We start from the raw sequence: 13,388 nt of genomic DNA on the forward strand, positions 1-13,388 counted from the left end.
CGGAATTCCGGGTCCTTCGGGTAGAAGTAACCTTCCGGCTCCTCCTCGGCGTTGAGATGGTAGAGGTTGCCGAAGAATTCGTCGAAGCCGTGCCTCGTCGGCAGGTGCTCGTCGCGATCGCCGAGATGGTTCTTGCCGAACTGCCCCGTGGCGTAGCCCTGCGTCTTGAGGACGTCGGCGATGGTCGGCATCCAATCCTGGATGCCGTGCGGATCGCCCGGCATGCCGATGGTCAGGAGCCCGGTGCGAAACGGCTCCTCGCCGAGGATGAACGACGCACGGCCCGCCGTGCAGCTTTGCTGCCCGTAGGAGTCGGTGAAGATGGCGCCTTCGGCCGCGATCCGGTCGATATTGGGCGTGCGATAGCCCATCATGCCCATGGTGTAGGCGCTGATCTGCGGGATGCCGATATCGTCGCCGAAGATCACCAGGATGTTGGGCTTCTTGCCCCCGGCGCCCGCTGCCGGCCCAGGCGTCTGCGCCTGCGCCAACTGCGGCACGGCGCCGAGCCCTGCGGTGCCCAGCACCGATAAAGCGCTTCCCGCCAGCAGCAAGTTGCGCCTTTGGGCATCCCTCGGCTTGCCGTCCTTGCCGTCACTCATGCTTGCCTCCTCTGACCACACAACGAAACCCGACATGGCTGGTGGTGGTGTCGACCGCCTCGGCATGACGCGCGGCCGGCCGGTACCGCCGGCAATAATTGGGCGCGCAGAGATGCGAGCCGCCCTTCAGCACCTTGCGCGGGATGTGGAGCCGGTCGCGCGGATCGTGGCTCTGCTCTTTCGGTCCGCCGCGCGGATTTTCCGGCACGCAGCAGGCCTTGGGCGCATCGGCCGTGTGCCGGGTCGAGTACCAGTCGGTCGTCCACTCCCAGACATTGCCGATCATGTCGTAGAGGCCGTAGCCGTTGGCCGGAAAGGCGCGCACCGGTGACGTGCGCGCCCAGCCGTCGCTGCGCAGGTTCTCGCGCGGGAACTCGCCCTGCCAGGTGTTGGCCATGTGCTTGCCGCCGGGCGTGAACTCGTCGCCCCAGGCGAACTCCGCGCCGTCGAGGCCGCCCCAAGCGGCGAACTCCCATTCGGCTTCGGTCGGCAATTGCTTGCCGGCCCAGGCGGCATAGGCTTCGGCATCCTTGTAGGCGATCTGGACCACCGGATGATCGTCGAGCCCGCCGAGATGGCTGCCCTTGCCGTAGGGCCGCCGCCAGGTGGCGCCGAAGGTGAAGCGCCACCACTGGCTCCAGTCGCGCAGGTCGACCGCCTTCGAAGGTGGCGTGAAGACCAGGCCGCCCGCCCTCAGCATGTGCGGCAGCGCGCCGGGATAGTCCCTGGGATCGGGCGCGATCTCGGCCCACGTGACGTAGCCCGTCGCCTCGACGAACTTGCGGAACTGCGCGTTGGTGACCGGCGTCGGATCGATCCAGAAGCCGTCGACGGTCACGCGATGAGCAGGCGCCTCTTCCGGATAGTGCCGATCGGAGCCCATGCGGAAGGTGCCGCCGGGAATCCGGATCATGTCGGACATCGAAGCGACTGGCCTTTCCAGTGTTTCCATCACTACGCCCCTGACCTCTCGGTAAGGACGGTCATCCCGGCAACGATGCCAAACAATGGCCAAGACGAGACCGTGAGACGATCGCAAGAACGAACCCGATCGCGGTGACGCAACATCAAGCCCTTCCTCCCTGCCAAGTCCCGGTGGCGTGGACTCGCGTCGCCTGTTCCACGATCTCGACAACCGCCTCGGCGAGGGCCTCGGGTTGATCGAGCGGCAACAGGAGCCGCGCTCGTGGTATCGAGCGAAATCCGGAGTTCATGAATCCCTCGGCCAGATGCTTGCCGACGTCGAGCGGAAAGCTCGCATCATCGGCACCCCAGACGATGCGCACGGGACCGGCGAACGCATCGTCGGACGTCGCCGACGCATCGGCCGTCCCGCGCAACGCCCGCCAGGCATCGAACCGGATGGCCGCGTCGGTCAGGAAGCCGCCCAGCAGGTCGTCCAGTTGCTCGTCCGGCGGCAACGTCCAGACCAGGCGCTCGAAGAAGCGCCGCCGACCGTCCGGCGTCGCCAGCCCGGCCGCGAGCCGGTCCAGGGTCGCGGTTTCCGGACCCTCGATCGCGGAATGCCAATGCCCAAGGCGGCCGGCAGGATCGCAATTCGTGAGCAGCATGCCGTCGATGCGCCGAACCCGACGGTCGCTGCTGGCGCTCGCGAGCCGACAGATGAGGCATCCGCCATCATTTGCAACCAGAGTGACGCCTTGCAGGTCGAGTGTCTCGATGAAATCGAGAAGCAGCCGGGCCATCGCGGACGACGTCAGGTCGGCGGTTGCTGCCGCCGGTCGATGATGACCGCCCAGCGGGAGATCGAGCCGGAGCAACCGCAGGCCGAGCGGCAGATAGAAGACGACGTCGTCCCAGAGCGCGCCGTTGACGAACGGCCCGTGCACGAAAACGATCGGCTGCCCGCTGCCGATATCGCGGTATTCGACGGGGCCCGCGCCGGTCGCGATCAGCTTGCGATCATCCGCTCGATAACCGGCCACCGAATTTCTCCCTGGGCGAAGGATAGGGCACTTCGTGATGGCCCGATTTCGCGTCTTTGCGCTTCGCTTGCTGACTCTTGCGCTTCTGGGAAGGTCAGTTGCGCCGCAGGCTCGAAGGAGACTGGCCGGTGAACTGACGAAAGCGGGTCGCGAAAGCGGCTGGACTGTCAAACCCGACCGCCACGGCAATCTGGGAAACCGCGAGATCCGTGCTGAGAACGAGTTGACGAGCCCTGTCGATCCGGCGTTGCACGACATACCTGTGGAGGCCGATACCCGTGGTGCGCCGGAACGATCGGGAGAGATGATAGGGACTCAGACAAGCGACCTCTGCGATGATGTCGAGCGTAAGCGCATCTCCGAGGTTACTCTCGATGTAGTCGACGACGCGGCGCAGTCTCTCGCGAGACAGGCCCGAGGAGCGCGGCGCATCGATGCCACGTGTCGAAAACTGCCGCATGTATTTGACGATGATCGAATGGCCAAGGCTCTCGACAAACAGCGGATCCGGCGCCTCGCCCTCGAGTTCCGAGGCAATGGCCCGTGCATTCACGGAAATGAACGAGTCGTGAAACGGGAGCATCGGCTCCAGCTTTCCCGCCGTCTCAGGGTCGGGGCGCCACAGGAGGTGTACGGTGGTCGCACCCGCGGAAACGGAGCGCAGCTCGACGTCGGCAGGACAAAAGCCCAGATTGTCGTTCCACAGGGCCTGGCGAGTGGGGCCTCCCTCGACCTGGAATGCAATGGGATGAGGCTTCGTCAGGCGCGGCGGCACAACTATGCGATGCATCGGTTGGCGCCATGTCACCTCGCCGTCGCTGCGCGTGATTCTTTGAGCGAGAACCGAACGGGTCGGCAGCTCATCGAGAACTCTCACCCCGGCGACGACGGGGATTCCCTTTTGCAAGGGCAAGGCGCGCCCTTCGACAACGACAGGACCGGCTGACCGACGCAGCATAAGCGCCCCCTCTGCGTGGCACCGCGATGCTAGGCAGAGATTGCGACAGTTTCCAGTCGATTGCGGCATGCGAGAGCGCATAGCTTTTCCCGACGCGCGCATGGCGCGCACACCGGTGAGTTTGTCAAATTTGCTGTTCTGTCGAAGTACAAGCTCTTAATTGCGCTTTTGCCTCCGGTGCTGAGCATGGGCACAACGGCGGCGCTACTATCGCTTGCGGCCTTGCTGCGGCTGCAATCGAGAGACCTGCAAGCCATGAAACGGCGCACCTGTCTGTTCTCGTTGATTGCCTTGGGCGTGTTCGCGCGCCGGACCGGACTCCTTGCACAACCGGCGCAGAAACCATTCACGGCGGAGGAGCTCGACCAGATGCTGGCGCCGGTCGCGCTCTATCCGGATTCACTCCTGTCACAACTGATGATGGCCGCCACCTACCCGCTCGAGGTCGTCGAGGCCGCGCGCTGGTCGAAGGCCAACCCCAATCTCAAGGGCGACGCCGCCGTGACTGCGGTCAAGGACAAGGAGTGGGATGTCAGCGTGAAATCTCTGGTCGCCTTCCCGTCGGTCCTGCAGCAGATGAACGACCATCTGGACTGGACGCAGAAGCTCGGCGACGCGATGCTCTCGCAACAGCAGGACGTCGCCGACTCGATCCAGCGCTTGCGCGCCAAGGCAACAGCCGCCGGCACTCTCAAGAGCACGCCAGAACAGACGGTCACGACGCAAGGATCGGGCGACAACGTGCAGTACGTGATCGCGCCCAGCAACCCGGAAGTCGTCTATGTCCCGAGCTACAATCCGAGCTGGGCTTACGGCGCGTGGCCCTATCCCGCCTATCCGCCAGTCTACTATCCGCTGGCGGGCGCGCTTGCGACCGGCTTCTTTTTTGGCGCCGGCATCGCCGCCGCCGGCGCGGTCTTTGGCGGCTGGAACTGGGCCGGCCGCGGGAATTCCTACGTCAACGTCAACGTCAACCGTGCCGTCAACATCGACAACCATTTCGACCGCAACAGATACACGGGCGGCAACAATCAATGGCAGCACGATCCTGTCCATCGCCGAAGCGTCGCCTACCGGACGCCCCAGACGCGTGAGCAGTTCGGCCAGGGGCCCCGGCCGGGCGCCGACCAGCGCCAGCAGTTTCGCGGCCATCCCGGCGGCGACGCGCCGGGCGCCAATCGACCGCAGGTCGCCAACCGTAGCCAGGTCGGCCAGGGCGGTGCGAGGCCGAATGTCGGCCAGCAGCATCCCAACGTTCAGAACCGGAGCGATGTCCAACGACCGTCGGCGCTGAACGGCGTCAATCACGGCCAGCAGGTGAACCGCGAGGCCGCGCGTGGACACACGCAGATGAATCGCGCCCAGTCACACCCGAACTTCCAGGGACGCGGCGGAGGCGGCGCTCGTGCCGGCGGCGGCGCTCGTGCTGGCGGAGGGCGCCGATGATGCGGTCACTTCTCCGGTGTGCGTTCCTCGCGCTCGCATACACGGCCGGCCTCGCCGCCGGTGCGCTGGCGCAGACGCCCGCAGCCTCGCCGACTCCCACCGTCACGACCGTACCGTCCGGGAAGCAGCGGACCTTCGCCTCCCCCGAAGCTGCCGCCGACGCCCTCACCGAGGCGATCCGCAAGGACGACGACAAGGCGGTGTCGGCCATGCTGGGCGGCGGCTGGCGGGATTTCGTGCCGGGCACGCGGCAAGACGAGGACAACACGCGCGCCAAGTTCCTGACGGCCTGGGACGAGGCGCACAGGATCGAGAAGCAAGGCGACGACAAGGCCGTTGTCGAGGTCGGCAAGACGGGCTTCGTCATGCCCATCCCGATCGTCAAGGACGGCGCTGCCTGGCGGTTCGACGTCGAGGCCGGCCGCAAGGAGATCGAGGCGCGCGAGATCGGGCGCAACGAGCTGACCACGGTGCAGACGCTGCTCGCGATCGTCGATGCAGAGCACGACTATGCGGCACTGGATCCGATGAAGAGCGGAACGACCGCCTATGCACGGCGCCTCCTGAGTTCGCCCGGAAAGAAGGACGGTCTCTACTGGGAGGCCAAACCCGGCGAACCGGAAAGCCCCCTCGGCCCCCTCGTCGCCAAGGCCCAGCCCGGCGCCGGCGAGCGCGACGGGTACTTCGGCTATCACTATCGCATGCTCTATCGCCAGGGGTCGGCGGCGCAGCCCGACGGCGCACACGACTACGTAGTGAAGGGCCACATGATCGCGGGCTTCGGCGTGATCGCCTGGCCGGTCAAATATGGCGAAACCGGCGTGATGACCTTCATCGTCAACCAGCAGGGCGACGTCTACGAGCAGGATCTCGGCCCCGAAACGTCGGCGAAGGCCGCCGCCATTACCGCCTTCAATCCGGACAAGGACTGGCAGAAATCGGACACGACGCCGCCGTGACGGCGTATCGCCGCGCGTTCCCGGAGTCGGAAAAAGGGAGGGAGAGGTGAACGGACAAGATGTGGACCGTAGCAGGCCCGATAACCTTGCCAGGAAGGCCAGCCGATCCGGTTTCTTGTCCGGCAGCGCGATGGCCGCAGCACTGGGCCTGGCCTGCGCCGCCTTCATTGGTCCCGTTCCGGCCTCCGCGCAGGCGCCGGCCAAGCCGAACATTCTCGTGATCTTCGGCGACGACATCGGCCAGACCAACATCAGCGCCTATTCGTTCGGCGTGGTGGGCTACAAGACGCCCAACATCGACCGCATCGCCAAGGAAGGCATGATGTTCACCGACTACTATGCGGAGAACAGTTGCACGGCGGGCCGCTCGTCCTTCATCACCGGCCAGACCCCCAAGCGCACCGGCCTCAGCAAGGTCGGCATCCCGGGCGCCACCGTCGGCCTGCAGGACCGCGACGTCACGATCGCCCAGGCGCTCAAGCCGCTGGGATACGCCACGGGCCAGTTCGGCAAGAACCATCTCGGCGACCGCGACGAATATCTGCCCACCCGGCACGGCTTCGACGAGTTCTTCGGCAATCTCTACCACCTCAACGCCGAGGAAGAGCCCGAACGGCCCTACTATCCGAAGGACGATGCGGCCTGGGTCCGGGCCAACTCCCCGCGCGGCGTGATCAAGGCGTCGGCCGACGGCAAGGTCGAGGACACGGGTCCGCTCACCAGGAAGCGCATGGAAACGATCGACGACGAGACCACCGCCGCCGCCATCGACTTCATGCAGCGCCAGGTCAAGGCCAACAAGCCTTTCTTCACCTGGATGAATACCACGCGCATGCACATCTTCACCCACATCCGCGACGCCATGAAGGGCCAGAGCGGCATGCCGGGCAACGACTACGCCGACGGCATGATCGAGCACGACGGCGACGTCGGCAAGCTCCTGAAGGCGCTGGACGATCTCAAGATCGCCGACAACACGATCGTGATCTACACTACCGACAACGGCCCCAACCGCTTCTCGTGGCCGGACGCGGCGACCTCGCCGTTCCGCAACGAGAAGGATTCGAACTGGGAGGGCGCGTTCCGCGTGCCGGCGATGATCCGCTGGCCGGGCAAGATAAAGGCGGGCGAGGTCTCGAACGAGATGTTCTCCGGCCTCGACTGGTTCCCCACCCTGCTCGCCGCCGCCGGCGATAGCACGATCAAGGACCGTCTGCTGAAGGGCGCGGCCATCGGCGGCAAGGACTTCAAGGTCCATCTCGACGGCTACAATCAGCTTCCCTACCTGACCGGTCAGCAGACCAAGAGCGCACGCGACGAGTTCGCCTACTTCAATGACGACGGCGTGCTGGTCGCATACCGGCACGACAACTGGAAGGCCGTGTTCTGCGAGATGAAGCACCCCGGAGGCTTTGCCGTGTGGCAGGAGCCGTTCGTCTGCCTGCGGGTTCCGAAGCTCTACAACCTGCGCATGGACCCTTATGAGCGAGCCGACATCGTCTCCGACGAATACAACAAATGGGTCGTCGACAACGCCTATCTGATCTCGTGGATGACCACCCACGCCGCGATGTTCCTGCAGACCTTCGTCGAGTATCCGCCGAGCCAGGAGCAGGCGAGTTTCTCGATCGACCAGATCGCCCGGGACGTCGAAGCCAAGATCAAGGCCAACGCCGCCAAGGCGGGCGCCAAATAGAAGCAGCAGAGAGTCGTCAAATCAGGAGGGAGAACCATGCTGAAATCGACATTTGTCCTGGTGGTCGCCATCGGCGCCATCGTTGCCGGCTGCGACCGACCCATGAGCAGCGGTGAGAAGGGCGCGGCCGTGGGCGCCGCGGCCGGCACCGGCATCGGTCTCGTCACGGGCGGCAGCTTCGGCCAGGTCGTGGGCGCCGGCCTGATCGGCGGCGCGGTCGGCTATCTCGGCGGCAGCGCCGTCGGCAAGTAGAACAAGGGAGAGCGAGCCATGAACGACAAGATCCTTCTCGTCCTCGGCGCCCTGCTGGTTGCTCCGCTGGGAGCCCACGCGCAGGCACCGCGGCTCAGCTTCGATCAGGCGGTCTATATGACCTGCCGCGACGCCCAGGTCATGCAACCCGAAGAGCGCAGGCAGCTCGCGATCTTCCTCGCCGAACACTCGGCCCGCTATCGCGGCGTGACGCTTCCGCAGGACGAGCGCGGCGGCCAGCTCGCCATGCTGGTGCGCGGCGGCTGCACGCTCGCGCCCGACGCTTACCTGTTCACCGTGATCGACCGCGCGATCCTGGCCGAGAAGGATAAGCTGCCGAAGCGACAGTAGTTAATATAAAGGGGGCCACTGACGCCGACGAGCACAGCGTGCGTCGCAGGCGCGATGGCGGTTGTGATGGTGTGCGCAGCGGACAGTGCCCGAACGAGCGAGGGCGCCGCGAGCTACTAGGATGGCTCTTTTGACGGGGGAAACGACATGATGCCCATGACCAATCGTCTCTATGCGGAGTTCATCGGCACCGCCTGGCTGGTGCTGGGCGGGTGCGGCAGCGCGGTGCTGGCGGCCGCCTTTCCCCAGCTCGGCATTGGCTTCATGGGGGTGGCCTTCGCCTTCGGGCTTACGGTCCTCACCATGGTCTACGCGCTGGGACCGGTGTCAGGCGGGCATTTCAATCCCGCGGTGACGGTCGGCCTTGCCGTGGGTGGCCGCTTTCCCACGCGCGAGGTCGCGCCGTACGTCGTGGCGCAGGTTCTCGGCGGCATTGCTGGCGCCGCGATCCTCTATGTGATCGCGACCGGCAAGGCAGGGGCCGAGATCGGTGGCTTTGCGACCAACGGCTATGGCGACCGCTCGCCCGGCAAGTACGGCATGGCGGCGGCACTGGTGTCGGAGATCGTCATGACCTTCGGCTTCGTCACCGTGATCCTCGGCGCGACCGACAAGCGCGCACCGGCAGCAGCCGCGCCGCTTGCGATCGGGCTCGCGCTGACGCTGATCCACCTCGTCTCGATCCCGGTCACCAACACGTCGGTGAACCCTGCCCGCAGCACGGCGCCGGCCCTGTTCGTGGGCGGCGGTGCGCTCGCCCAGCTCTGGCTGTTCTGGCTGGCGCCGCTGGTCGGTGCGATCATTGCCGGCCTCGCCTACAAGCTGGTTGCCGAACCCGCAGCCGGGCAGCCGGGCTCGTCGGCGACGGCGTTGAGCGGCAAGACAGGCTGAGCGCGCGCATCGGGTATCATCGTGGGCCGGCCGCTCAGGCGGCCGGCTGGCCGCTACGCCCCAGCACGGAATGGACCGGTCGCCGCCGCGCGGCCTTGCCACCGGCGCGCTTCACATAGCGCTCGGTCAGGACAGGACCCAGTACGGACGTCACGATGACGAGCACCAGCACGGTGTTCAGCATCGGCGTATCGATCAGCCGCTCGCCGGCCTTGTTGACGGCTTGATAACCGACCAGGGCGGCCGCCAGGGTCGCGGCCACCTGCGGCAGGGTCAAGGCCGCCATCAGGCCGCGCTCGATGGCCGGATAGCGCCATGCCCGACCCGTGATTTCCGCTGCCAGCCACTTGCTGCCGATCAGGCCGAGGACCACGGCCAGCACCATCGCGGCATTGGACCAGAGCGTCGCGGCAAAGACGTGCAGGTCGACGAGGAAGCCGGTGACGATGAAGAAGGCCGGGACGAACAGATTGTTGCCCAGGAACTCGATCTTCTCCTTCGCCTGCGTGTCACGCACCGCCTCGTTCACGGCGAGGCCTGCCAAAAAGGCGCCGAGGATGCCCTCGAGCTTCAGGGCCTCGGCGAAGGTCGCGCCGAGCGCCACGATGGCAAGCATCAGGGTGAACGACGCCTCGTCGGTCTGCCCCATCCGGTCGAAGGCCCAGCGGCCGGCCGGCCCCAGGACGAACACCATCACGACGATGAAGACGGCGAGCTCGCCGAGCTGCACGGCGAGCGCCACGGGTTCGAAGCCTGCCCTGTGGGTCGTCAGGCAGATCGCCAGCATCAGCAGCGACAGCATGTCGGTCAGGATCGTGGCGCCCACCACGACGGTGACGCACGGCAGTCTCGTGAGGCCGGCATTCATGACGATCGGGTAGGCAATCAGCGTATGCGACGCGAGGAGCGAGCCGATGAGGAGCGCCGAGACGGTACCGTAGCCGAACAGGAAGCCGACGGCGGTGCCGGCGATCATGGGCAGGCCGAAGGTCACGAGGCCGAACAGGAACGACTTGTCACGCTGGGCCCGGAACTGCCGGAGATCGACCTCGAGGCCGACGAAGAACATCAGGAGGAGCTTGCCGAGATCGGCGAAGAAGTTCGCGACCTCGCCGTGCTTGGGAACGATGCCGAGACCGTGCGGACCGACAACGACGCCGGCGATTATGTAACCGACGACCGACGGAAGGTGCAGGCGTCGCGTGAGGTAGGGCGTGAACAGCAGGAGGAAAAGGACGGCGCCGAAACGCGCCATCGGCGGCAAATCGAGGGAAGCGATGTCCATGGTCACGAGGCGACGTCTGATCCGAGCCGACGATACTAGCGACAACTGCCGTCGCCGTCCCGCTGCTCGCCGAGGACCGTCGTCCCAGCCGGTTTGCCGCCCCGATCTCGGACAGTGCTACTCGCCCGGGACCGGGACCTGTCGTGGCGCCGGCGGCAAGGCAAAGTGGGCGATCTCGCTTTCGGGCCGCAGGAAGAACATTCCGATCAAGCCGCCCGCAAGCGCGACCAGGCCGCAGATGAAGAAGCCGCGACCATAGCCGTCGGCCGGCGAGAGGCCGGCGGCCTGGACAACGCTGCCCATGACATAAGGACCGATCAGTCCGGCCGAGGTGGCGACCGCGTTGTTGATCGCCAGCATGGCGCCCCGCTGCGGCACGGGCGTGATCTCGCTCACGATCGCATGTCCCACCACATAGATCACCGAAGGGATGGCGATGCCCGCGACGATCATGGCGATCTTGAGCGCGTCTCCCGGCATGTAGCGCATCAGGATCAGGCAGACCCCGCCCAGGGCCACGGCAGCGCCGCCGAAGACGCCGCGGGCGAGACGGGTGCCGACGCCGCGCGCCAGCAGATGTTGCGAGAACCAGCCGGCGAAGATCACGACGAAGGGACCCGTGGCCCAGGGCAGGACCGTGATCCAGCTCGCCTCCTTCTGCGAATAGCCCAACCCCTTGATGAGATAGGGCGTGAACCAGCCGACCAGCAGCGACAGACCCCAGTAGGCACCGAAGCCGGCGGCAAAGCCCGAGAGCACGGTGCCGTTCAGCAGCAGGCGCCTGTAGGGCACGCGCTCGATCGCTTGCCCGCTGTCGCGCGCGACAGTGACGACGATGCTGCCTTCTTTCCCGAGGAAGTGCCAGGCCACAACCCAGACAAGCCCGACCACGCCCAGCACACCGAACGCCGCGTGCCACGAGAACTTCTCGATGACCCAGTCGAGCAGAGGGACGGCGATCACCACGCCGATCGCAGCGCCCTGCGCGATGACGGCCGTCGGCAGCGTGCGCAGCTCGTTGGGAAACCATTTGTAGGTCGCGTGCAGCGCAACCGGATAGGCCGGCCCCTCGCCCGCGCCCAGCACGACACGGCTGGCGATCAGCGTGCCGAGCCCGACCGTTCCCACCATCGGGAACTGCGCCAATGCCCAGATCAGCGCCATGATCAGCAGTGCCCAGCGCGCCTGGATGCGATTGACGATGAAGCCCGTGATCACGGCCGAGATGGAGAACAGGAAGAAGAAGCTGGAATTCACCAGCCCGAATTCCTTCGGCGTAAGTTCGAGCTCCTTCATGATCGGAACACCGGCCAGGCCGATGACCGCCTTGTCGACAAAGTTGATCAGCATGAAAAAGAACAGAAGGGTCACGATGAGCCATGCCCCCTTCTGCGGTTCCACCTTGGTCATTGTGCGCTCCTCCCGCCTGGTTCTTGTGCACCGTACGCCATCACGGCGTCTCTCTCATCGCCGGACGAGCGGAACGCCCTCGAGCGTGATCCGATGCATGAGCCGTCGCTCGCCATGATAATCGTTTATGGCGAAATGCCAGGTCGCGCGGTTGTCCCAGAAGGCGATCGATCCCTTGCGCCACTGGAAGCGGGTGTGGAACTCCGGCCGCGCGGCATGGGCATAGAGATAGTCGAGCAGCGACCTGCTTTCCTTCTGGGTCCAGCCTTCGAAGTGCGTCGTGAATCCCGGATTCACATAGAGAATCTTCCGGCCCGATTCGGGATGGCGAACGACGACCGGATGGACGGCGTCTTGAGTTGCCAGGTCCGGATTACCGATGCGACCGGCGACATCCCTTGAATATTGGGCTGCAGCACCGAAGACATGGCGGCTCGAGTGAACGGCGCGCAGGCCCTCGAGCGTCTGCTTCAGCCCGTCCGACAAGGCTTCATAGGCGTGATGCATGCTGGCGAACATCGTATCGCCACCGCTCTCGGGAACTTCACGCGCCAGCAGAATCGAGCCGAGCGCCGGCGCCTCGTCGTAGCTGTGATCGGTGTGCCAGCCGCCGCCGATATTGGCCGTCTGCTTCGGCTCCTTGCGCACCTCGGCGATCTGCGGATAGCCGGGAACCGACCGGAAGAACCGGTTGACGTTGATTTCCGCGAACCGCTCGGCGAAGGCGATGTGCTGCTCGGGGCTGAGATCCTGATCACGGAAGAAGATCACGCCGAAGTCGTTGAGCGCTCCGCGCAATTCTTCGGTCTCGGCCGCGGACAGCGGTTTCGACAGGTCGACGCCGAGGATTTCTGCCCCCACCGCCGGCGATGTCGGGCGGACATCGAACCGGGAATTTCGCATCGGTTTCCTCCGTCGGTCCTCTAGACTAGAATTATAATTCTAGTTAATATCTTGCCTTCGCAAAAGGTTGTCAATGGGAAGAAGTCGATGCTGGACGAGCAGCTGATTGGGGAGGTCAAAGTCAAGGGTCTGCGCCCCTCGCAGCAAAGGCGCACGCGTGAACTCGTTGTCCGGCTCATGAATGAAGGCCTGGCCTTGCTGAAGGATCACGACTTCGAGAGCCTGTCGATCGACGTTCTTTGCGAGCGGTGCGGCACGACGGTGGGATCCTTCTACGCCCGATTCGACAACAAGGAGGCGTTCATCGACGCCCTGCAGCGCCTCGTGGTCGAGGACGCCAAGAGGGAACTGGCAGCGGCCTACAGCTCCGACCGCGTGCCGCGCGACAACCTCGCGCATCTTTTGAATTGGATTTGCAAGGGCGGCGTTTCCTGGATCAGGGACCATGAAGGCCTCGTCCGCGCCTCCCTGAGGCGCGCCAGCAGCGATCGGCGAAGCTGGACGCCGATGCGCGAACTCGGGCGTCTGCACGTCACCCATTGCCTTCCGCACATCACGCGGCTGGCGGCCCACGAGCCAGGGCCCAATCTGGAGGATCGGGTTCGCCTTGCCTTTCAGATGATGTACGGCACGTTCAACAACATGGTGCTCATCAACCCGGGACCCCTGTCCCTGCACGAGCCGATGAC

14 protein-coding genes are annotated in these 13,388 nt (G+C 65.4%); 7 read left to right on the forward strand and 7 right to left on the reverse strand.

The genetic code is table 11. From position 1 onward, the window contains the following. From VH499_RS07325 to VH499_RS07340, 4 genes are all read right to left on the reverse strand, one after another. On the reverse strand, positions 1-602 hold a 602-nt coding region (locus VH499_RS07325), incomplete at its 3' end, for a sulfatase-like hydrolase/transferase (protein WP_332052047.1). Further along, positions 595-1,524 (reverse strand): formylglycine-generating enzyme family protein, encoded by a 930-nt coding sequence (locus tag VH499_RS07330; RefSeq protein WP_332052048.1) that lies wholly within the window; start codon positions 1,522-1,524, stop codon positions 595-597. The genes VH499_RS07330 and VH499_RS07325, both read right to left, overlap by 8 nt. Before the next feature lie 145 nt (positions 1,525-1,669). After that, the gene (locus VH499_RS07335; RefSeq protein WP_332052049.1) at positions 1,670-2,548 is read right to left on the reverse strand and encodes an alpha/beta hydrolase; all 879 of its coding nucleotides are present in this window, start codon (positions 2,546-2,548) and stop codon (positions 1,670-1,672) included. Positions 2,549-2,642: 94 nt separating this feature from the next. After that, positions 2,643-3,323 carry an AraC family transcriptional regulator gene (locus VH499_RS07340; protein WP_332052050.1) on the reverse strand — a complete coding sequence of 227 codons (681 nt, stop codon included), beginning with the start codon at positions 3,321-3,323 and terminating at the stop codon, positions 2,643-2,645. A 438-nt stretch (positions 3,324-3,761) separates the two neighbouring features. Between VH499_RS07340 and VH499_RS07345 the strand changes: the two genes are divergently transcribed. The 6 genes from VH499_RS07345 to aqpZ all read left to right on the forward strand — a co-directional run bounded on the left by VH499_RS07345 (position 3,762) and on the right by aqpZ (position 9,101). Then, positions 3,762-4,952, forward strand: coding sequence for a DUF3300 domain-containing protein (locus VH499_RS07345; RefSeq protein WP_332052051.1), 1,191 nt, complete (start codon positions 3,762-3,764; stop codon positions 4,950-4,952). Continuing rightward, complete coding sequence (locus tag VH499_RS07350; protein ID WP_332052052.1) at positions 4,949-5,911, forward strand: DUF2950 domain-containing protein; 963 nt, start codon at positions 4,949-4,951, stop codon at positions 5,909-5,911. Before VH499_RS07345 ends, VH499_RS07350 begins: the two co-directional genes overlap by 4 nt. A gap of 130 nt (positions 5,912-6,041) precedes the next feature. Next, positions 6,042-7,607: an arylsulfatase gene (locus VH499_RS07355; protein ID WP_332052053.1), complete on the forward strand. Its 1,566-nt coding sequence runs from the start codon at positions 6,042-6,044 to the stop codon at positions 7,605-7,607. A gap of 36 nt (positions 7,608-7,643) precedes the next feature. Further along, on the forward strand, positions 7,644-7,859 hold the full coding sequence (locus VH499_RS07360) for a hypothetical protein (RefSeq protein WP_332052054.1): 216 nt from the start codon (positions 7,644-7,646) through the stop codon (positions 7,857-7,859). A gap of 18 nt (positions 7,860-7,877) precedes the next feature. Continuing rightward, complete coding sequence (locus tag VH499_RS07365; RefSeq protein ID WP_332052055.1) at positions 7,878-8,210, forward strand: hypothetical protein; 333 nt, start codon at positions 7,878-7,880, stop codon at positions 8,208-8,210. 156 nt (positions 8,211-8,366) lie between these two features. Continuing rightward, complete coding sequence (gene aqpZ / locus VH499_RS07370) at positions 8,367-9,101, forward strand: aquaporin Z (RefSeq protein WP_332052056.1); 735 nt, start codon at positions 8,367-8,369, stop codon at positions 9,099-9,101. A 34-nt stretch (positions 9,102-9,135) separates the two neighbouring features. On the opposite strand, the gene VH499_RS07375 is transcribed toward aqpZ, so the two are convergent. The 3 genes from VH499_RS07375 to VH499_RS07385 all read right to left on the reverse strand — a co-directional run bounded on the left by VH499_RS07375 (position 9,136) and on the right by VH499_RS07385 (position 12,699). Continuing rightward, positions 9,136-10,386, reverse strand: coding sequence for a cation:proton antiporter (locus VH499_RS07375; RefSeq protein WP_332052057.1), 1,251 nt, complete (start codon positions 10,384-10,386; stop codon positions 9,136-9,138). 117 nt (positions 10,387-10,503) lie between these two features. After that, positions 10,504-11,796, reverse strand: a complete 1,293-nt coding sequence (locus tag VH499_RS07380; RefSeq protein WP_332052058.1) for an MFS transporter — start codon at positions 11,794-11,796, stop codon at positions 10,504-10,506. Between the two features lie 54 nt (positions 11,797-11,850). Beyond that, the gene (locus VH499_RS07385) at positions 11,851-12,699 is read right to left on the reverse strand and encodes a TauD/TfdA dioxygenase family protein (protein WP_332052059.1); all 849 of its coding nucleotides are present in this window, start codon (positions 12,697-12,699) and stop codon (positions 11,851-11,853) included. Positions 12,700-12,786: 87 nt separating this feature from the next. Between VH499_RS07385 and VH499_RS07390 the strand changes: the two genes are divergently transcribed. After that, positions 12,787-13,388, forward strand: a 602-nt coding sequence (locus VH499_RS07390; RefSeq protein ID WP_332052060.1) for a TetR/AcrR family transcriptional regulator, incomplete at its 3' end; no start/stop codon positions are given.

Origin of the sequence: Reyranella sp. (assembly GCF_036558665.1) — a bacterium.
Taxonomy (GTDB): domain Bacteria; phylum Pseudomonadota; class Alphaproteobacteria; order Reyranellales; family Reyranellaceae; genus Reyranella.

Excerpts from the sequence above, each read along its gene's own strand:
- VH499_RS07345 (WP_332052051.1), top strand. The coding sequence starts at position 3,762 with ATGAAACGGCGCACCTGTCTGTTCTCGTTGATTGCCTTGGGCGTGTTC.
- VH499_RS07330 (WP_332052048.1), bottom strand. The coding sequence starts at position 1,524 with ATGTCCGACATGATCCGGATTCCCGGCGGCACCTTCCGCATGGGCTCC.
- VH499_RS07365 (WP_332052055.1), top strand. The coding sequence starts at position 7,878 with ATGAACGACAAGATCCTTCTCGTCCTCGGCGCCCTGCTGGTTGCTCCG.
- aqpZ (WP_332052056.1), top strand. The coding sequence starts at position 8,367 with ATGACCAATCGTCTCTATGCGGAGTTCATCGGCACCGCCTGGCTGGTG.
- VH499_RS07360 (WP_332052054.1), top strand. The coding sequence starts at position 7,644 with ATGCTGAAATCGACATTTGTCCTGGTGGTCGCCATCGGCGCCATCGTT.
- VH499_RS07380 (WP_332052058.1), bottom strand. The coding sequence starts at position 11,796 with ATGACCAAGGTGGAACCGCAGAAGGGGGCATGGCTCATCGTGACCCTT.
- VH499_RS07375 (WP_332052057.1), bottom strand. The coding sequence starts at position 10,386 with ATGGACATCGCTTCCCTCGATTTGCCGCCGATGGCGCGTTTCGGCGCC.
- VH499_RS07385 (WP_332052059.1), bottom strand. The coding sequence starts at position 12,699 with ATGCGAAATTCCCGGTTCGATGTCCGCCCGACATCGCCGGCGGTGGGG.
- VH499_RS07355 (WP_332052053.1), top strand. The coding sequence starts at position 6,042 with ATGGCCGCAGCACTGGGCCTGGCCTGCGCCGCCTTCATTGGTCCCGTT.
- VH499_RS07350 (WP_332052052.1), top strand. The coding sequence starts at position 4,949 with ATGATGCGGTCACTTCTCCGGTGTGCGTTCCTCGCGCTCGCATACACG.